At 62.9% G+C, this 19,780-nt stretch carries 15 protein-coding genes; 10 read left to right on the top strand and 5 right to left on the bottom strand.

The window, feature by feature from the left end:
* Positions 1 to 87: 87 nt before the first annotated feature.
* Positions 88 to 4,569, bottom strand: coding sequence for a DEAD/DEAH box helicase (locus K419_RS0100675; protein ID WP_026839860.1), 4,482 nt, complete (start codon positions 4,567 to 4,569; stop codon positions 88 to 90).
* A gap of 346 nt (positions 4,570 to 4,915) precedes the next feature.
* Between K419_RS0100675 and K419_RS0100670 the strand changes: the two genes are divergently transcribed.
* Together K419_RS0100670 and K419_RS0100665 are read left to right on the top strand one after the other, a co-directional pair.
* Positions 4,916 to 5,131 (top strand): tetratricopeptide repeat protein, encoded by a 216-nt coding sequence (locus K419_RS0100670; RefSeq protein WP_026839859.1) that lies wholly within the window; start codon positions 4,916 to 4,918, stop codon positions 5,129 to 5,131.
* Between the two features lie 181 nt (positions 5,132 to 5,312).
* Entirely contained in the window at positions 5,313 to 6,071 is a 759-nt protein-coding gene (locus tag K419_RS0100665) for a 3',5'-cyclic-nucleotide phosphodiesterase (protein WP_026839858.1), read from the top strand.
* 12 nt (positions 6,072 to 6,083) lie between these two features.
* Here the strand turns inward: K419_RS0100665 and K419_RS0100660 are convergent, their stop codons facing one another.
* Together K419_RS0100660 and K419_RS0100655 are read right to left on the bottom strand one after the other, a co-directional pair.
* Positions 6,084 to 7,262 (bottom strand): hypothetical protein, encoded by a 1,179-nt coding sequence (locus tag K419_RS0100660; RefSeq protein WP_026839857.1) that lies wholly within the window; start codon positions 7,260 to 7,262, stop codon positions 6,084 to 6,086.
* A 15-nt stretch (positions 7,263 to 7,277) separates the two neighbouring features.
* Positions 7,278 to 7,778: a DinB family protein gene (locus tag K419_RS0100655; RefSeq protein WP_026839856.1), complete on the bottom strand. Its 501-nt coding sequence runs from the start codon at positions 7,776 to 7,778 to the stop codon at positions 7,278 to 7,280.
* Positions 7,779 to 7,933: 155 nt separating this feature from the next.
* Here K419_RS0100655 and egtD point away from each other — a divergent pair, with 155 nt between their 5' ends.
* The gene (egtD, locus tag K419_RS0100650; RefSeq protein WP_026839855.1) at positions 7,934 to 8,998 is read left to right on the top strand and encodes an L-histidine N(alpha)-methyltransferase; all 1,065 of its coding nucleotides are present in this window, start codon (positions 7,934 to 7,936) and stop codon (positions 8,996 to 8,998) included.
* Positions 8,999 to 12,427, top strand: a complete 3,429-nt coding sequence (locus tag K419_RS0100645) for an aminotransferase class V-fold PLP-dependent enzyme (RefSeq protein ID WP_026839854.1) — start codon at positions 8,999 to 9,001, stop codon at positions 12,425 to 12,427. It abuts the gene before it with no gap.
* A gap of 13 nt (positions 12,428 to 12,440) precedes the next feature.
* Here the strand turns inward: K419_RS0100645 and K419_RS0100640 are convergent, their stop codons facing one another.
* Both K419_RS0100640 and K419_RS0100635 read right to left on the bottom strand, forming a co-directional pair.
* Positions 12,441 to 12,740, bottom strand: a complete 300-nt coding sequence (locus tag K419_RS0100640; RefSeq protein WP_026839853.1) for a PQ-loop domain-containing transporter — start codon at positions 12,738 to 12,740, stop codon at positions 12,441 to 12,443.
* 127 nt (positions 12,741 to 12,867) lie between these two features.
* A complete protein-coding gene (locus K419_RS0100635; protein WP_026839852.1) occupies positions 12,868 to 13,278 on the bottom strand; it encodes a c-type cytochrome in 411 nt (136 codons plus the stop codon).
* Positions 13,279 to 13,431: 153 nt separating this feature from the next.
* On the opposite strand from K419_RS0100635, the gene K419_RS0100630 reads away from it, so the two are divergent.
* The 6 genes from K419_RS0100630 to K419_RS0100600 all read left to right on the top strand — a co-directional run bounded on the left by K419_RS0100630 (position 13,432) and on the right by K419_RS0100600 (position 19,779).
* Complete coding sequence (locus tag K419_RS0100630; RefSeq protein WP_026839851.1) at positions 13,432 to 13,755, top strand: hypothetical protein; 324 nt, start codon at positions 13,432 to 13,434, stop codon at positions 13,753 to 13,755.
* 269 nt (positions 13,756 to 14,024) lie between these two features.
* A complete protein-coding gene (locus tag K419_RS0100620) occupies positions 14,025 to 14,456 on the top strand; it encodes a Fur family transcriptional regulator (RefSeq protein ID WP_026839849.1) in 432 nt (143 codons plus the stop codon).
* A 116-nt stretch (positions 14,457 to 14,572) separates the two neighbouring features.
* A complete protein-coding gene (feoB, locus tag K419_RS0100615; protein WP_026839848.1) occupies positions 14,573 to 16,564 on the top strand; it encodes a ferrous iron transport protein B in 1,992 nt (663 codons plus the stop codon).
* 232 nt (positions 16,565 to 16,796) lie between these two features.
* A complete protein-coding gene (locus K419_RS24000; protein ID WP_026839847.1) occupies positions 16,797 to 16,982 on the top strand; it encodes a hypothetical protein in 186 nt (61 codons plus the stop codon).
* Between the two features lie 32 nt (positions 16,983 to 17,014).
* Positions 17,015 to 17,659 carry a metal-dependent transcriptional regulator gene (locus K419_RS0100605; protein WP_026839846.1) on the top strand — a complete coding sequence of 215 codons (645 nt, stop codon included), beginning with the start codon at positions 17,015 to 17,017 and terminating at the stop codon, positions 17,657 to 17,659.
* 308 nt (positions 17,660 to 17,967) lie between these two features.
* A complete protein-coding gene (locus K419_RS0100600; RefSeq protein WP_026839845.1) occupies positions 17,968 to 19,779 on the top strand; it encodes a methyl-accepting chemotaxis protein in 1,812 nt (603 codons plus the stop codon).
* Position 19,780: the final 1 nt, after the last annotated feature.

The following is a 19,780-nucleotide window of genomic DNA, read 5'->3' as shown; positions in this document are numbered from 1 at the left end:
AGGGGTAATGTTTGGGGGCGAGGGCGTGTGTGGGGAAATGGTAGAACCTTGTTACTTCTTTGTGAAAGGCGGGGACTGCTTGGAGGATCAGCTGTATTTCCGCCACAGCTCCAGGCCGCTGTAGGCCTGCTGGAAACCGAAGGCGAGCAGGGCGCCGGCGTAAGGGGAGGACGCGGCGGGCTCCCCGTTGATCCGCTCGACCTGGATCCTCTTCAACGGGTTGAAGTCGCGGGAAAGGAGGGTGTGGAAAAAACGCAGGTACTCCGGGAGCCTCTCGTCGTCCGGCTCCGCCTTGATGAGAAGCTCTTTGCCGTAACGCCTCGATACCAGCACGAGGTCCGGGCCCCGGTACACGAGGTGGGTCGAGGGGAGGCGGGCGGGAAGGCGATACGGCAACCCCTCAAGCCCGATGCCGCAAAGGGAGGCGGGGTCGGCGGCGTTGAGCCAGTAGACGGCGTCCGTCGGCATCCCGCGCTCAAGCTGCCGGTACGCCTCCGGGGAGATGAACTGCACCCCCGGTATGCCCGTGAAGAAGCTCCCCGAAAGCACCTCCCCGGACATCTCCATGATGCGCAGCGTCCTGAACAGCCGGCTCCACTGCAGGGGAGGGAGCTCGCGCGCCAGAAGCTCCCTGAAGAGGATGCCGTGACGCTCCAGCAGCACGCGCACCCGGTCCTTGTTCCTCTCCTCTTTTTCCAGCGCGTCGGTCGCCCCTTCCTGCACCGGGAGTAGATACCAATTGCCCGGGCCTTCCTTCACGCGGCTCCAGCGGTTTCCGGACGGACGCCTTAGGTGCCGGCTGTGGCTTGCATCGTGCTGCGGCAACTCGAACCGGTTCAGAATCCCCTTGCGCACCGCAGCGAAAGAGTCGTTGCCGATTTCCCCACGCCAAGCGTCCAGCCAAAGTTGCTTCGTCACCGTCGCCGCTGCGAGGCCGGTAATGGAACAGATAGCGCTGAGGCTGTAGTGCCCCCGGGGATCGGGGATGAGAGGGGAGGGGCGCTCGGAGCCTGGCTCCGGATGCGTGTCCTCCTTTTCCTGAAACAGGTCCAGCTCCTCCGGAAAGGCGAAGGAGAGCCTCTTCGGGCCGCAGCCAAACCAAAGGAGGTCGCTGGACTGCATGAGGCTGTCCAGCCAGGCGCCGCAGTACGGGGCAAGGCGGGCGGGCAGGACCTCTTCTTCCCAGAGGGGCGCCGAAAGCGGCGCGCCCAGCAGCTGCTCCAGCCTGTCCCTTAGGTCGTCCGCGGAACTCCCCGCAGCGGCAAGCCCCTGTACCGTCGCCAGGAACAGGGGGAGCCGGGAGAGATCCAGCGCCTCGAAGGCGGGCTTTCTCGATCTGCGCAGCATGCGCAGCAGCGCCTCCAGGTTCACGGCGTCGCAGATCTGCGGTTCAACAGCCTTTTCGGTGAACTCGTCGATCAGCACGGTGCCGGTTTCTTCCAGTGTCTGCAGGGTGTCGCGCAGCAGCTGGTCGGAAAGTCCCAGTGTTCGTTGCAGCCTGGTTACCTCGACAGGGCCGTAATAGCTCAGCCACCTTGCCACCGACCTTGCCGCGGCCGGTTCTTCTTCCTCAGCTCCCTCGTCCGCAGGACTATTTTCCCGCTCCCAAAGCCGATCCAGCGACTCCTGCAACAGCTCCGCCATACCCTCGTCGCCGGCCAGCGGGGCCCAGCACAGCTTCTCTCTCTCCAGCGCAAAAGCCCGGGCCAGCTCCGGGATCATCTCGACGGCTGCCACCAGCGGGGCCTCAGTTTTCGGCAGCGTCAATGCGATGAGCCGCCCGGCTATCTGCGGCAGCAGCTCCTCTTCCGGAAAATCGCTGTCGCGCCTGACCGCTTCAAGGAGCAGCGGCCATTCCGAAAACGGGATCAGGAGCCTCTCCTTCACCCAATCGAAAAGCTCCCTGGGCGAATCGGGGGCGTATCCCGCGGCCAGCCGCTGCCGCTTCTGCTCGAAGAGCCGCACCAATTCGGCGGGAAGCCGCGGGCGCAGGTGCGCGGAGAGCGCCATCTCCGTGAGGAGGTCGCTCCCCAACGCCGAGCGCCGCCCGCCCCCCAGCGTGTCATCCTCGTAGACGTACTTGTTTGTCTGCTGCCAGATGAGCCCCTGGGCGAAGGGGGATGCTTTCGTGGTACGGACCCGGGTAAGGGCAATGCTCCCGTCCTGGATCTCCTCCAAAAGCCGCTTCAGGTTCGCCAGGTCGAATTCGTCCTTAAGGCAGGAGCGCCAGGTTTCCAAGAGCACAGGGAAGTCGCGGTACCTGAGCACGGAGGCGAGGAGCTTCTTGGAGCGGAGGCGATTCAGCCAAAGCGGCATCCTCCTTTTGAAGTTGCTTCGGGACAGTAGCAGCGCGCGCCCTGCGTTCTCCCTGAAGCGCGCGCCGAAGTAGCCGGTCCCCTCCATCGATTCCCTGAGCAGCGGCTCGATGTTCTCCGGCGTGACCAGTTCGAGGATCTGCTCCGGCTGCTCCAGGTCGTGGGGGAGTAATAGCGCGATCCCGTCGTTGTTGTAGAAGGCCTGCAGGGGAAAGCCGTAGCGCTTCTCCCAGGCTGCTGTGAGCGCGAAGGTGAACGGGCGGTTGACCGCGTTCCCCCAAAGGGTGTGCAGGATGATCTGCTCCGTTTCCGCCCCTGCGGCAGGGTCGCGGAACTGCTCGATCAGCAGATGGCGGCGGTGGGGAAGCGGCGCGCCAGTCGATTCATTTTGCCGTTTCAGATAGCTCTCCAGCGCCTTCGCCGCGTCCCGGTCCATGAAATGCCGCTGCATCAGCTCCTCGATCAATTCCGGCTCCCCCAGCCGCTCGTCGCAGTGCTGAAGGAACGAGGCGATCTTTTCGGAATAGAAGAAATCGCGGTCGAGCTCCTCCGCCCTCCAGAAGGGGATGATCTGCTGGGACTTCCTCGCCGGCACCACCAGGACCGTGCTGTGGGTCACCTCCGTTATCTGCCAGACCTGCGCCCCGAGCGCGAAGGTGTCCCCGATCCTCCGCTCCCAGACGAACTCCTCGTCCAGCTCCCCGATCTTGGCACCGCTCTCCTTCAGGCGCAGTTCGAAGTACCCCCGCTCGGGAATAGTCCCCCCCTCCAGATAGAGGAGCATGGAAAGCGCGGGGCGAGTCGAGATGGTCTGCTCCAGCCGGTCCACCGTGGCCCGGGGGCGCAGCTCCGGGACGTGCGACTCCGCGTATCTCCCCTCCAGCATGCCGATCACCAGGTCGAACTGCTGCCTGGAAAGGTTCCGGTACGGGTAGCACCCCTTCAGGAAGTCGTAAAGGTCGTCCAACTGCCAGGTCTCGGCCAAGGCCATGGAGAGGACGATCTGGGCCAGCAGGTCCAGTGGGTTCTCCACCGGGCGGACCTCCTCGATCTCGCCGTCCGCGATGGCGCGGGCGATGACCGCCGCCGAGACGAAGTCCATGCCGTAGGTGGGAAAGAGCATCCCGGAGCTCACCTCTCCCACCCCGTGACCCGAGCGGCCGATGCGCTGGATGGCGGAGGAGATGGAGCGGGGCGTCTGGATCAGCACCACGCTGTCCAGCCGCCCGATGTCGATGCCTAATTCCAGCGAGTTGGTGGCCACGATCGCCTTCAGCTCGCCGCGCTTGAGCCGTTCCTCGACGGCGAGGCGGATCTCGCGCGACAGGGAGCCGTGGTGCGAATAGGCGAGCTCCTCGCCCGAGAGCTCGTTGATCAGGCGGGTGACCTTTTCCGTGGTGCGTCTGCTGTTGGCGAAGAAGAGGGTGGAGCGGTGCTCTCCGATGATCTCCGCGAACCGGGCCGTCAAAGCGGGCCAAAAATCGTCCGCAGCGCCTTGGCTAGCGGCCTCATCCGGAGCGCCGATGGTGAGGCTGAAGCTTTTCCCGCGGTCCCCGCGGACAATGGATACCGGCCGGGGAACATGCTCTCTTCCGGCTTGACGGAGCCCCCCAACGAAATCCGCCACCGTTTCCAGCGGCCGCACCGTGGCCGACAACGCGATGCGCTGGAATTCGCCGCTCAAGAGCACCAGCCGCTCCACCGCCGTGATCAGGTGCGTCCCCCGCTTCCCCCCGGCGACCGCATGGATCTCGTCCAGTATTACGGTGGCGACGCCGTTGAGCGTCGCCCTGCTTCCCTTCGAGGTAAGGAGGATGTTGAGGCTCTCGGGCGTGGTGATCAGGATCTCGGGGGGATGGCGCAGCATCCTTCTGCGCTCGTCGCCAGGGGTGTCGCCGCTGCGGGTCATTACGCCGATGTCGGGAAAGGGGATCCCCTGCTTCGCGAAGTGCTGGCGCAATTCGAAAAGCGGCGCGGTCAGGTTGCGGCGCACGTCGTTATTCAGCGCCTTAAGCGGGGAGACGTAGAGCACCCTCGTCTCCCCGCAGGGCCAGGCGCCGGTCACCAACTGGTTGATAGCCCATAGGAAAGCGGCCAGCGTCTTCCCGCTTCCGGTCGGGGCAGTCACCAGCACGTGCCGCTCTTGCATCACCTCGCTCCAGGCGCGCGACTGTACCAGTGTCGGTTCTCCCAGGGTTTCCCTGAACCAGTCGGCTATCAGCGGGTGGAAATATTTCAGGACGTTTTCCGGCATAGCTATGACTTTAGGTCAAGAGGGAAGTTAATCAAGCTTTCTTGCAGTCATCTTTCGATTCTGCTTGAGCCGCGTTGACTCCAGCCGATAGGAACTTTAGACTCTGACGCAGCACGCGGCGTCACGATACAAAGCAGCGGGAAAGGCATAGCCAACGGATGTGACATAACCCTTACCGTTACTCAACGACAAAACCGGTGATTTTACGATTCAATGAGATAAAATAGTTGTCTTAAAAGAGTACCAAGTGATATTTACACTGCGGCAATCTACGTTGAGTTCAAGGCGAAGGTCGTCCTTGATGCCCGCGGCATCAAGAACCCGCCGGAATCAAAAGGAGATATAGATGAAGAAATCCGTACTGTTGATGATGCTGGTGCTTGCGTTGGCGGGTGCGTGCAGCTCGGACAAGGGCAAGGAGCTTTTCGACACCGCCCAGTTCGAGGAAAAGCAGAACAACAGGGAACACGCAAAGCAGCTCTACCAGGAGATCGTGAACAAATATCCCGATAGCCCGGTTGCGAAACAGGCCCAGGAAAGACTGGCGGCACTGCCGAAATAGGCGCGGAATTACCAGGAAATCCAAAGCGGTACGTGGTATGGTGCGGAACCCGGAGCCGGGGGCGCGCCGGATAGGAACCGTGGCGCCGCCCGGCACCGTCGCGGGAGCGGGGATTCGGATCGCATTGTCGCCGAAGCAGTAACGAGCAGTGACTACCATTGCAGGATAAGCGAGGAAATCTGTGAGATTACGCGTACTAGGTTGTTCAGGCGCCGAATTCCCCGGACACAGCCCATCGGCTTTTCTGATCGACGACTCTTTGCTCCTGGACGCCGGGACCGTGGGTGCCGTGCTCAGCGAGGACGAGCAGTGGCGCATCGAGGACATCCTGGTGACCCATTCGCACCTGGACCATATCCGCGGCATCCCGCTTCTGGCCGATAACATCGTCGTCTCCGGACTTTCCCGGACCGTCCAGGTCCGCGGCACGACTGAAGTCCTCGCGGCTCTCCGCACCCATCTGATGAACGGCGTCATCTGGCCCGATTTCACCCGCATCCCCACGCCCGAGGCCCCGGTGCTGCGCTACCAGCCGATCCCGGTAGAGAAGTCCTTCGCGGTCGGCGATTACGAGGTGCTGGCTTCCCCCGTGAACCACCCCGTCCCTGCGGTCGGCTACCGGGTGAGCCGGGGGGGGACTTCGCTGCTCTACACAGGCGACACCGGCCCCACCGAGCGCATCTGGGAGTTGGCCGGGGAGCTGGCGGCGCTGATCGTCGAGGTTTCCTTCCCGAGCGACATGGAGGAGATAGCGCTCCTCACCGGTCACCTGACGCCCGCGCTCCTGGGGAAGGAGCTGGCGAAACTGCCGAAACTCCCCCCGCGCATCCTGATTACCCATCTGAAACCGCAGTATTACGACCGGATCGAGGCGGAGCTTGCGGCCCTGCGTCTTCCGGGGGTAGAGCTTTTGCGCGGCGGAAACGTCTATGACCTGTGAATGCGCCAATTTTTAACCCGCCTGCAAAAACTCCTCGGGGGCGAGGCTTGTCGCCAGCATCACCATGTTGATGTCCCGGTGCTCCTTCCAATGCTCGGTCCCCTTGTTCCGCTCCTCCCGCCAGAACCGCTCTATCTTCGGCACCAGCGCCAGGTGTGGCGTAAGCGCCTCGATGCGTGGGGTGAGCTCGAAGAGCAGATCGGGGTCGTGATCCTCCTGGAACTCGACCACGAGCCTCGCCAGGTTCGCTACCCCCCTGAGCCCGATCGACAAACCCAGTTCGCGGAACGCCAGCCGGTAGCGCGCCGGAAGTTCCAGGAAACCGTCCCCCGCGCTCTCCAGGCTCGCCAGACTGTCGTCCAGTACCTGCCGGAAGAGGCGCAGATGCTGAAAATCCCCTTTGATCACCAGCAGCTCCATCCAGTTGGCGTCGCACAGTAACCCCCCGATGCCTAAAGGGTCGTCGGTGGCCAAGCTCTTGCCGCGGCACATCTCCGCCAGTTCCCCGATCTCCTCTCCCAGTTCCGGCAGCCCGTCCACGGCGAAGTCTCCCGCAAGGGACCGCAATTCGCTGTAGGTGACCAGGCCGTCCAGCGGGTCGTGCAGCCCGGCGGAACGGACCTGCGGGCGCTTCAGGTCGATGCTCATCTTCCACTGCAGGGCAGTTGATCCCTCGGGCGTCGCGGCGCAGCGGAAAGCGCGGTGCGCGGTCCGTGCCAGCTCCATGCCCCACCTGAGGTAGGTGACGTCGCCGGCGACCCGGGTCATGCAGCTTAGCGCGTGCATCCACTTGGTCAGGTAGTGGTAATACTGCCCGTCGCGATCCCACTCCAGGCGCTCGTCTGCAGGCTCCTCCGGGGCGCGCTCGGGAAGCCTCTTCCCTATCCTCAGTCCCCCGATGGTCGGGTGCAGTTCTCCCTCCTGCTCGTTCAGACCGCTCAACCAGCCGCTCGTTTGGCCGTCGTCCCGGTGGCGCCCGAGGACGTGATGCACCTGGTCGACCAACTGCCGCGCCAGCTCCAGCCAGGTTTCGTCCTGGGAGCAACGGTAAAGCTCCAGGAAGTTGCAGACGGCGAAGGCGTCGGTCCACAGGTAGCGCCGCGGCGCCCGGTCGGGATCGGTAAGCCCGGTGCTCCCGGCGAAGTCGAGCATGATGTCGCCGACCAGCATGATGTTTTTCTCTTTGTCCATGTCCGCTCCCTTCTCTCAGCCGGTCAGGTACCTGTTGTCCGCGGGCCACAGCCCCAGGACCTGCCGGATAATGGCGATCTCGCCGATGTGATAGGCGTTGTGGTCGGCCGCCAGCACGACCTCTCTGACGATGTTGTAGGAGGGGGCGTGCGGCAGCGGAGCCAGAAGGTCGTTCCGCTCGTCCCTCACCAGTTCCTTTAGCGCTTCGAGGTCCGCCAGGAACCCGGCGCAGCTTCTTTCCCACCCGGCAACGTCGGTGCTCCACCCCGCGGCGGGGCGGTAGCCGTAGGGGTAATCCGGTGAGACGTGCGCCGGGTTCCGGATAAACTCCAGGATGTCCCATTGGGCGATGCGCAGGTGCTCCACGAAATGCCAGAGCGAGTAGGGCGTGTTCGGGGGCTTCCGGTTGATCGAATCCGGCGGCAGCCCGGCGAGCACCTCCTCGAAGCTGAAGTGGGCATTGCCCCCTTGCAGCAGGTCGAGGAGTTCCTTTCTCAGCAAACGGTCGTCTTTCATGTGACCCCTCCTTGCCGGCCTCTGATTTTTCACACCCTAACTCTACTGGCCCGGGTTCATAAATGCAAAGGCGAGCGTCGCCTTTATCATGAGCGTTGACGGTTATAATTAACAGATTACAATCTTGTACTTCTGGGAACCCTCAAGGAGGAGCCATGGATACCTTTTTCGCCTCGCCCGAGGCGCAGATCTGCCGCCAACTCAGTGAAGCGAGCCGAGGCCGCGGCCCTAGAATCGTGCGGCCGTCGGCCGCTGCGGACCCGGTGCAGGATTTCGCGCGCTCCGCCGCGGCGGGGCTCGCGTCGCCGCCGCGCCGCTTGGAGAGCAGGTTTCTGTACGATGCGCAGGGGAGCATCCTCTTCGAGCAGATCACCGCGCAGCCGGAATACTACCTTACCCGTACCGAGGCCTCGATCCTCGCGGCCAACGCCGCCCGCATCAGGGCCCTCACCGGACCGGCGAACATAATGGAGCTTGGGGCCGGCAGCGCGGCGAAGACGGATCATCTTTTGAGAGCCTGGCTGGAGCGCTCCAAGGCGGTCTGCTATTTTCCCGTGGATGTGAGCCTGACCGCGCTCCTGGGGGCCTGCAAAAGCATCTCGGCGAGGTTTCCTGCTGCCCGCGTCATCGCGGTGAACAGCGAGTACGCGGAGGCGTTCCCGCTTCTCTCGCAGCTCTCCCCGGTGCTGGTGACCTTCCTGGGGAGCAGCATCGGCAACTTCAGCCGGCTCGAGATGACGAGCTTCTGCCTCGCCCTGGCGGCGTCGATGCGACCCGGCGACTTCTTACTCCTGGGCCTGGACCTGGTGAAGAGAAGTTCGGTCCTGGAGGCGGCCTACAACGACAGGGCTGGAGTAACGGAGCGTTTTACCCGCAACATCTTCGCCCGGATGAACCGCGAGCTTGGCAGCGCCATAGACCTCGAGTCGATCGAGCATGCGGCGCGTTACCGGGCTGAGCTGGAGCAGATAGAGATCGACGCCTGTTTCACGAAGCAGCAGACTTTCCTCCTTCAACCCCCGGGGAGGGCCGTTACCATCGCCGAGGGGGAATCGGTGCGGACCGAAATCTCCCGGAAATTCCGGCTGGAGCAGGTGATCCCGGAGTTGAACCGCTGCGGCTTCGGCACCGAGCAGGTCTTCAGCGACGAGCGGCGCTGGTTCGCGCTCTTGCTGCTGCGCCGCCTGCCAAGCTATGGCGGCCGATCGGGGAGGTCATAGATGCCGGAGCATAGCTGTGAGACCCGTAACGGCATGTGCGGCATCTGCCCGGCCGGCTGCCTGGTGACCGTGACCCTTGAGCAGGGGAGGCTGGTGGCGGTGGAGCCCCAGGCGGGAAGCCCGATGGGGATCCTCTGCCGTATCGGGCGCCACTCCCCGCAGCTCGTGCACGACCCGGACCGGCTCCTTTATCCGCTCAAGCGCACAGGCCCCAAGGGGGGGTACGACTTCGAGCGCATCCCGTGGGACGAGGCCTTCGAGACCATCGTGGCGCGGCTGAACGAGGTGAAGGCGCGCTACGGGGCGGAGGGGGCGGCGATCTACACCGGGCGCGGCAGCTTCGACATGGCTCTATGCGACCTGTTCCAGCCGGCGGACGCCGCGGTTTCCTCAGCCTCCAGCGTTCTCTTTCCCTTCGGGTCCCCCAACACGCTCGGCGTGGGCGCCCTCTGCTACGTCTCCTTCGCCATGATCGCCCCTCACGTCACCATGGGAGAGATGCTGATCACCATGGAGACCGACCTGGAACAGTCGGAACTGATCGTCATCTGGGGCGCCAACCCGGCTACCGATTCGCCTCCCCTGGCGCACCGCCAAATCCTGGCGGCAAGGGCGCGAGGGGCGCAGGTGGTGGCGATAGATCCGCGGCTTGGGGAGACGGCGCGGGAGGCGGGCGCGCAGTGGATCCCGATCCGTCCCGGAACCGACGGGGCGCTGGCGCTGGCCCTGATCGGCGTCCTGGTGGAAGAGGAGCTTTACGACGAGGCTTTTGCCCGCGACTGGACCGTCGGCTTTTCCGAGCTCCGCACGCTGGTGCAGCACTTTGGTCCCGAAGCGGTACAGGAGATTTCGGGAGTCCCGGCGGATAGCATCAGGAACCTGGCGCGCCGCATCGCCTCGGCCCGGGGGGCGGCACCGGTCATGTACACGGGGCTTGAGTACTCCGACAGCGGAGTGCAGGCGATCCGCGCCGTCTTCACGCTCTTCGCGCTGGCCGGGCAGCTCGACGTCCCCGGGGGGGTGCTGTTCCGGATGAAAGAGAATATCTTTCCCCAGAACCGTTCCCGCCTGATTGGAAACCCGGATCTGAAGAAGGCGCTCGGGCGCGACCGTTTCCCGATCTACAGCGCCTACCGCGGCGAATCCCATGCCGCCGTGCTCCCGGAGGCCGTGCTGGAAGGAAAGCCTTATCCGGTGCGGGCGCTCCTGGTGCTGGGGGGCTCCATCATCACCGCCTGGCCGGCCCCTGACCTGTGGCGCCGGACCTTGTCCTCCCTCGACTTCATGGTCTCCATCAACCGCTACCACACGGCCGATTCGGCCTATGCCGACATCGTCCTCCCCGCCGCCACCTATTACGAGATCACCTCCTACATGAGGTACGGCCCGCTCTTCAAGATAAGGGAGCGGCTGGTCCCCCCCCAGGGGGAGGCGCGCAGCGACTTCATGATCCTGGCGGAGCTGGCCCGGCGGCTGGGGTACGGCGAGCTGTACCCGCAAAGCGAGGAGGAGATGCTCCGTTTCGCCCTTGAGGGGAGCGGTTTCACCCTGGAAGAGGTGCGGGCGCAGGGGGGGGAGGCGCGGGTTGCGGCCGTGATGATGCAGTACAAGAAATGGGAAAAGGGTCTGTTGCGTCCCGACGGGAAACCCGGTTTCAACACCCCCAGCGGCAAGTTCGAGATCGCCTCCTCCATCCTCGCGGAAAACGGCTATGCGCCGCTGCCGCTCTACACCGAACCTGGGGAGGGGCCGCTTGCCGACCCGCAGCTGGCACGTGAATACCCGCTGGTATTCAACTCCGGCGCGCGTACGATGCACGATTTCCGCAGCCAGCACCACGGCGTGCGTGACCTGTCCGACCCGCTTCCCGAGCCGCCGGTCACCTTGAACCGGGAAGACGCGGCAGAGCTCGGGGTCGGGGAGGGGGAGCGGGTATGGGTCGAGACCCCGAGGGGGAAGGCGCTCTTCACGGCAAGGCTTACCGGCGGCATCGTGCGCGGGAGCGTCGACGCCGCCATGGGAGGGGGAGGGCCGTTGGGTTCCGAGGCCTGGCAAAAGTGCAACGTGAACCAACTCACCGACCCCGGCCGCCACGATCCCATCTCCGGCTTCCCCGTCTACAAGACCCTTCTCTGTCGAGTGCGCAAGGCAGAGACTTTCGTTGCCGACTCCGCCAGTTCCAAGTCGTCCACCGGGTCCATTGAGTCCATCGGGTCCATTGGGTCCACCTTCACCGAAGGGCTAACCCCGGCCGTCGTCGCCTTGCGCCAAGTCTACCTGGACCACAACGCCACCACAGAGGTTCGCCCGGAGGTGCGGGAGGCGATGCTCCCTTACCTTGGCGGCGACTGGGGGAACCCTTCCAGCATCCACGGCAAGGGGAGCCGCGCCCGCTTTGCGCTGGAGGATGCCCGGCGCCAGGTGGCACAAGCGCTCAACTGCACCGCCCGGCGCATCGTCTTCACCGGAGGGGGGTCCGAGGCGGACAACCTCGCTTTGCGCGGGGCGGCGCTGGCTTCCGACGGTTCCAGACGGCACCTGGTAACCAGCAGCATCGAGCACCCCGCCGTACTCGCCACCTGCCGCGCCCTCTCCCGCCAGGGGTACGAGCTGAGCGTGCTGGACGTCGACCGGGAGGGGGTGGTGCAGCCGGAACAGCTGGAGCGGGCCATCCGCCGGGACACCCTGCTGGTCTCGGTGATGCTCGCCAACAACGAGACGGGAGCGCTCCAGCCCGTTCCCGAACTGGCGCGGATTGCACATGGGATGGGGGCGCTCTTTCACTGCGACGCGGTGCAGGCGCTGGGCAAGATGGAACTGGACCTGGAGCAGTTGGGGGCCGATCTGGTGAGTCTCTCCTCCCACAAGGTCCACGGTCCCAAAGGGGTGGGTGCACTCTATATCGGTCGGGAGGTAAAACTGGAGCCGATCATCACCGGCGGAGGACAGGAGCACGGGCTTCGGGCCGGAACGGAAAACGTTCCCGGCGTCGTCGGATTCGCCAAGGCGGTAGAGCTTTCGCAGGCGGGACTATTTGCCGGCGAGCCGGAGCGGCTGGCGCGGCTTCGCGACCGGCTGGAGCAGGGAATTGTCGGCATGGTACCCGGCGCGAGTAGAAACGGCCCGGAAAAGCCGCGCCTTTGCAACACGCTCAACATGCAGCTGCCGGGGATCCGCGGCGAGTCGCTGGTGCTGCTATTAGACCGCGCCGGGGTGGCTCTCTCGTCCGGCTCCGCCTGCAAGTCCGGAAACCCTGACCCTTCCCATGCCCTGCTTGCCATGGGGCTAACGCCGCAGCAGGCGCACTGCTCCGTCCGTTTTTCCCTGGGGCGCGCAAACGACGACGGGGAGATAGAGTACGTGCTGGATCGTCTACGGGAGCTGTTGCGGGATACCGGTCAGGCGGTGCGTTTCGTCGCCTGCCGCTGAGACGAGGGGAGTTTTAGCTGATGGACGAGGTGCCGCGGGAGGCCAGGCGGTTGGAGGCGGCGATGAAGAATACGGCCCCGGAGCCGGCCATGTTGCCGAGGCTGATCGCGGTGAAGATGTGGTCCCGCACTAAAAAAGAGGCGTAGAGCGCGGTGATCAGCGAGCCCAGGCTCCAGCCGCCGAAGGTGACCAGGGATAGCGACAGGGCGTGGCTTCTGTCCTTCCAGGCTTTCGCGATCTGCGGCAGGTACAGGAGCACGGCGATGACGCCGTTCAGCGCGTAGAGGGATTTTAGGGCGAACAGGCAGTTCATGTGTGAAAGGTACTACCGATGCGCTGAAAGCGCAGTGAAGTGGGTCACAAAACTGCATGGGGGCGGAGATACGAAGAGGGGGCGGAATTTTCCGCCCCCTCTTTGCCTGCAGCAGTGTGGTTCCGGATCAGGGGAAAGTCGCCAGGATGTAGTCGCCGATCTTATTGGCGTCGTCCTTCGGGATCATCCCCTCGTCGAACTTGTTCATGCCGGGGCCTGGGTTGCGCATGATCTTCACGATGTCGTCCGTGCTCTTGATGTTCCGGTCGGCCATCGCTTTCTTGCTGAGAGTCTTAGCCGGGGTGATGGTATTGCCGCCGTTTGGGTGGCAGGCTGCGCAGTGCTGTTTGAAGAGCTGTTCCCCAGTGGTCGCGGTTGCAGAAGCTGCCGGTTGTGGTGTTGCAGGTGCAGCGGGAGCCGCGGTGGTGCTCTGTGGAGGTTGCGGTTGAGCTTGCTCTTCGCTCTTCTTCTTGCATCCTGTGACACCGGTTGCGACGAGTGCCAGAATTGCCAAAGTTACGACCAAACGCCTCTGCATGTGACACCTCCTGTTAGGGTTTATTCATCCCGGGAGTATACCAAAGAAAGTGGCTGCCGCTTCCGGTGCTGTCGACAATTCACTGCAATTGACTTTTTATTGGCTGATGTTAATTTTTTACGTCCCGCCTACTGAGAAAGGGAGGAAAGAGAGATGATGACAAAGACGATCATGGTGGCGCTGGTTCTCCTGCTGCAGTTTGCACCGGCGCGAGCGGAGGGTGGGGAAGAGAAATACGAATCAAGCGGCGTGGTCGGCACCGATATCGAAGATATGCAGGACAAAAAACAGGAACGAGCTTGCGACTGTTGCGAGAAGTGCAAGGCCGCCCGTGCGCCGGTGCAGTCCGGGCAGCAGCAACAAAGCCCTCTAAAGAAAAACGGCTGCGAGGATTGCTGCAAACAGTGCGGCAGGCCCTTACTCCCCGACCCCGAGGACATCCCCCCGGAGATAGCCCCCAAGCCAAGGGCTCGATGACGGCAGGTAGAACCGCCCAAGAGACCGTCCCGAAGTGAAAAACAGCAGGCTGCTTACCGCGTGGTTAGCAGCCTGTTCTTCATCCTGGCAGTGCTATTCGAGTTTCCGCACTCTCCCATCCCCATGCAGTCCATTCAGTCCATTCAGTCCATTCAGTCCATTCAGTCCATTCAGTCCATTCAGTCCATTCAGTCCGCAGTGCTCAAAAAAATCATTGACAGTGACGGGCGCCGCCGTTACCATGACATCCACTTTCAATTGGGGTTCTCATGAAACGAGCCAAGAAAAAAATCTTCGCGGACTTCATCGCGCAGCGCGGACTCAAGACGACCAAGCAGCGGGATATCATCCTCGACAGTTTCCTGTCCAGCGACAGGCACCTGAGCATCGAGGAGCTGTATCTGAAGCTCAGAGCCAAGCACCCGAACATCGGCTACGCCACGGTCTACCGGACTCTGAAGCTCTTCGCCGAGGCAGGCCTCGCCCGCGAGATGCAGTTCGGCGACGGCCAGACCCGCTACGAGCACGTGGGGGAGGGCGAGCACCACGATCACCTGGTCTGCACCCGGTGCGGCCACATCGAGGAGTTCGAGAACGAGACCATCGAGAAACTGCAGGACGAGGTGGCCAACAGCCGGGGCTTCCTGGTCGAGCGCCACCGCCTCGAACTCTACGGCCTTTGCTCCGGCTGTAGAAAGTAAAGGGCTGGCGGGTTCCTCATTGGTTTAAGCTGTAAAAAATTTTTCCCGCCATCATGAAAGTGATATTCATCGACTTTTAATTGGCGTCTAAACGTTAAAGAGGGGTAGTGGAAAACATGTCATTTTTCAAGAAGAAGGGTTCCTGCCACGAAACCGCAACCGTTGCCGCCAGCGGCGCCAAGAAGGTGGCGCTGGTGGGGAATCCCAACGTCGGAAAGAGCGTTCTCTTCAATGCCCTCACGGGCGCCTACGTCACCGTATCCAACTATCCCGGTACCTCGGTCGAGGTCTCCCGCGGCAGCGCGGTGATCAACGGGGAAGAGTTCGAGATCATCGACACCCCAGGCATGTACTCCATACTCCCGATCACAGAGGAAGAGCGGGTGGCCCGGGAGATCCTCCTGACCGAGCGCCCGCACCTCGTGCTCCATGTCCTTGACGCCCGCAACCTGGAGCGAATGCTCCCGATGACGCTGCAGCTCATCGAGGCGGAGCTTCCCGTGGTGCTCGTGGTGAACATCATGGACGAGGCCGCGCGCATGGGGCTGGAGATCGACATCCCGCTTTTGTCCCGGCGGCTCGGCATCCCGGTCATCGGGGCCGCTACCGCTAAGAAGATCGGCATTCCCGAGATCAAGTCCGCCATCGCCGGCAGCTCCCCCGGCGCCGTCCCCCCCTTCACCTATTCGCGTCTGATGGAGGGTGACATCGCCGAGATCTGCCAGAGCCTCAGGGGCGAGTACATCCTCTCCAAGAAGGCGATTGCGCTTTTGCTTTTGCAAGACGACACCGAGGTAGCCGAATTGGTTCGGGAAACCGAGGGCGTATGGTTTCCCGCCCTCCAGACGGTGGTTCGAGACAAGCGCTTTGAGCGCCGCGAGTCGTTCCACCTCGACCTCTCCATGGAGCGCAAGGCGATAGTGAAAAAGATCCTGGACGGCGCCTTCAAGACTCCGGAGAAGCGCGTGGTGACGCTCGCCGAGCGTTTCTCCCGCTGGACCGTACGCCCTGCCACCGGCATCCCGCTGCTGCTCATCGTGCTTTACTTCGGTCTCTACCAGTTCGTCGGCGTCTTCGGCGCCGGGACGCTGGTCGATTTCCTGGAAGGAAAGGGGTTCGAGGAGCATTTCAACCCCTGGATCACCGAAATCGTCAAGCTCAACGTCCCCTGGGAGATGATCCAGGAACTCCTGGTGGGCGAGTACGGCATCATCACCCTGGGCTTTCGCTATGCCGTCGGCATCATCCTCCCCATCGTCGCCACCTTCTTCCTCTTCTTCTCCGTGCTCGAGGACAGCGGCTATTTCCCGCGGCTTGCGCTCCTGGTGGACCGCGTGTTCAAGACCATGGGACTCACGGGGCGGGCGGTGATACCGATGGTGCTGGGCTTTGGCTGCGACACCATGGCGACCATGGTGACGAGAACCCTGGAGACGGTCCGCGAGCGGGTCATCGCCACGGTGCTCTTGGCGCTCGCCATCCCCTGCTCGGCGCAGCTTGGGGTCATCATGTCGCTTCTCTCCCAGACTCCGGGAGCGCTTTTGGCCTGGGGCGTCTGCCTGGCACTCATCTTTCTGCTGGTCGGCCTTCTGGCCGCCAAGGTGCTCCCCGGCGAGACGCCCATGTTCTACATGGAGATCCCCCCGATGCGGTTGCCGCAGTTCGGCAACGTGCTGACCAAGACCTACACCAGGATGCAGTGGTACTTCATGGAGATCCTGCCGCTGTTCATCCTCGCCTCCGTGCTTTTGTGGCTCGGCAAGATCACCCATTTCTTCGAGAAGATGATCGAGGCGATGACCCCGGTCATGGCCGCCTTAGGGCTTCCCAAGGAGTCGGCCGTCGCCTTCATCTTCGGGTTCTTCCGGCGCGATTACGGCGCGGCCGGGCTTTACGACCTGCAGGCCAAGGGGCTTTTGAACGGCAGGCAGCTCACCGTTGCGGCTGTCACCCTCACCCTGTTCATACCCTGCGTGGCGCAGTTTCTGATCATGAAGAAGGAGCGCGGCTGGAAGGTGGCCATCGCCATCGGGCTCTTCGTCTCCGGCTTCGCCTTCGGCAGCGGATGGCTTTTGAACCGTTTCCTGCTCGCCACGCAATTGCTGTAAACCAGTTGACGACGAAACCCTGTGAACCAATTGACAATTGACAATGGACAATTGACAATGGACAACTAAAAACCAATTGACAATTGACAATTGACAATTGACAACGAAAACCCTTGTGAACCAATTGACAATGGACAATTGACAATTGACAACTAAAATCCAATGACTGACTCAAACGCACCTTAGTGCGCTTAGACAGCTAGCATGCAGGTTCAAAAGAGAGTCCGAATTTATGCGGTGCGGGTTTTGCGGACATGAGTTCGAGGAGAATGAGGGCAACGTCGGATGCAAGAACTGCCCTATGTCAAGCGGCTGCAAGATGGTGAAGTGCCCCAGGTGCAACTATGAGAATCCCCCGGAGCCGGCGCTCATCAAGACACTCAAAAAGGTATTCTCCAAAAAGAAAACAACAAGCTGACTGAGAGTTTATATTCGATAAAGGAGCGGTTTATGAAGCTGACTGACAAGGCGGAAGAGATACTGGAGGCGTTGTGGATCGAGTCGGAGGAAAAAGGAACCGGCTACGCAGAACTGGACCGGATGGAAATAGACGCCTCGGATCCCGCCTATCAAGAACTTGCCTCGCAGGCCCTGGTGGAGATCAAGGGAGGACGCATCTACTTCCGCCCCGAAGGGCGGGAGGAGGGGCGCAACACCATCCGGCGCCACCGCCTCGCCGAGAGGCTGATGATGGACGTGCTCAATATCCGCGGCGAGAGCGGGGACATGAAGGCGTGCCAGTTCGAGCACCTTTTGAATGAGGGGGTGGACGCCAAGGTCTGCACCATGCTGAACCACCCGGTGACCTGCCCCCACGGCAAGCCGATACCGCCCGGGGAGTGCTGCGAGGAGGCGCGCAAGACCGGCGATCTCGGCGTGGTGCCGCTCACCGAGCTCAAACCCGGCGACGAGGGGGACATAGCCTACATCCAGACCGAGGACAGCAAGAAGATGCAGAAACTGATGGCCATGGGGGTGCTCCCCGGAAACCGCATCTTGCTTTTGCAGGCATTCCCGTCCTACATCTTCAGGGTCGCTTTTTCCGAATTCGCCATCGACTCCGCCATGGCCCGCGAGATTTTCGTCAGACGATAACGCGAAAACAGGGGCTAGGGATTGGTTTTACCAGCCCCCAGCCCCTGCCTTTTACCCCCCACCCCCCGGCCTCTGATCCCTGTTCCCCGTTTGGTTCCGATATGGTTTTGCTTTCCTTGCGCCTTGGCGTCTTGGCGTGAGTCCGCTTTTTCCCCAGCCCCCAGCCCCTGATTTTTCAGTTACATGAGAAAAAAGGCTTCAAGATCTGAAAACGCCTGACGATAAATTAAAAAGCCGGGCCCGTGACGCATGAAAACACGCCGGCCGCAATATCCATCGTAGCCATTCGCTCGATAAAGAAGGTACTTATGATGCCAACCGGCAAGGATAGCGTGACGCAGGATGCGGAGTTGAAGAGGCTGTCGGAAGATTGGTCGGCGGTTTTGGCCGAGCAGGCCGCCCAGCTGGCTGCCGTTTCCGGGACCACCGAGCAGGAGTTTCTCGACATCGGCGGCAGGCTCCAGGATTTCTACCAGCGGGGCCTCGGGATCTCCGGGCTCGCCTCCGAGATGGTGGGGGAGGTCGCGGGGGACCACGTCATCGGGGCCATGCGCGGGCTGGGGGAGATGCTCGACGACATGGGGCGCTACGTGAATCGGGCCCAAAACGAGATCGAGGTGAGCGCGGACACGCTGCGCGAGATCCTGGTACTGCTGGCCAAGGTAAGCGACCCGCTGTCGGGATTCAAGAAGGTGAACAAGGTGCTTAGGATGCTCGGCATCTCCACCAAGATAGAGAGCGCGCGCCTGGGGCAGAGTGCGGCCGGCTTCGACACGCTGGCAAGCGACGTAGGGGAGCTGTCGGTGCAGGTCAACGACAAGGCCGCCGTAATCCTGAAGCGCAAGGAGGAGCTGGCCCGGACCATCGAGCAGACCCTGGCCGGGGTTTTGAACAGCGGCGCGCAGCAGCATGACCAGGTCATGGCCATCCTGGCCCGGACCCGGGGGAGCATGCAGGCCTTGACCGAGATCAACGCGCGCTGCTCCAGTTCCGTAGCCACGATCTCGGCGGTCTCCGACGAGGTGTACCGCTCCATCGGCGACGTGGTGATGTCCATGCAGGCCCACGACATCGTAAGGCAGCAGATCGAGCACGTCGACGAGGCGCTGACCGAGCTCAAGCACGGGTTGTCCGCCGGGACGGCCGGAGCCGATACCGCGGCCGCGGTCTGCGAACTGCAGATAGCCCAGTTGCGCCATGCCGAGGCGGAACTGGACGATGCGGTCACCACCATCATCGACGGCCTGAGGGAGATCGCGCGCAAGCAGTCGGGGCTCTCGGCGCAGACCTCCAGCATGGCGGGGATGGCGGACCAGACCGGAGGGAGCTTTTTCTCCGAGATGGAGAAAGATATCTCGGTGGTGAGCGACGCGCTTTTGGACAGCTCCAAGGTGAACCAGGCGCTCTGCGTGGCCATGGCGACCGTGGCGCAGACGGTGGGGGAGATCGCCACCTTCGTGGGCGACATCGAAAAGATCGGCGAGGAGATCAAGCTGATCGCGCTGAATGCGCAGATAAAGTCAGCCTACACCGGCGACGAGGGTGCCGCCCTGGGCGTTCTCGCCGAAGCCATCCAGCGCCTCTCCATCGACGCCATCGACCACACCGGCGCCGTCTCCGGGACCTTGCAGGGGATCATCGCGGTGACCGACCGCCTCAACGAGGGGGTGGGGGCCGAGGCCTCGGGGCTGGAACGCGAGGTGCACGGCATGGTGCAGACCCTTTCCGGGCTTTTGCAGACGCTAAGGCAGGTGCACGACACCCTGCTGCACTCGCTGCGCAACATGGACGACTCGGTCACCCGGCTCTCCGGCGATATCGAACAGGTGGTCGCCGGGGTCACGGTGCACCGCAAGGTGAGCCAGGTGCTGGAGACGGCGGTCCGGGAAATAGCGGGGGTCGTGGCGCAGGCCAGAAAGATCGCTCCCGCCTCGCCGGGAGCCGGGAACCTGGAACAGCTCACCCAGCGCTACACCATGCAAAGCGAACGCAGGATTCACGAATCGCTCAGCGGCGCTCACGCAGGGCGCGACGCTTCCGCGCGGCCGCTGACCGTTGCCGCCGCGCCGCCGCCGGCTGCAACCGAGGACGATCTGGGCGGCAATGTGGAACTTTTCTAGC

It is taken from the genome of Citrifermentans bremense R1, from assembly GCF_000426865.1.
Lineage (GTDB): Bacteria > Desulfobacterota > Desulfuromonadia > Geobacterales > Geobacteraceae > Geomonas > Geomonas bremensis.
Note: the sequence above shows the minus strand (reverse complement) of the source record. Positions and strands in the feature narration are given on the sequence as shown.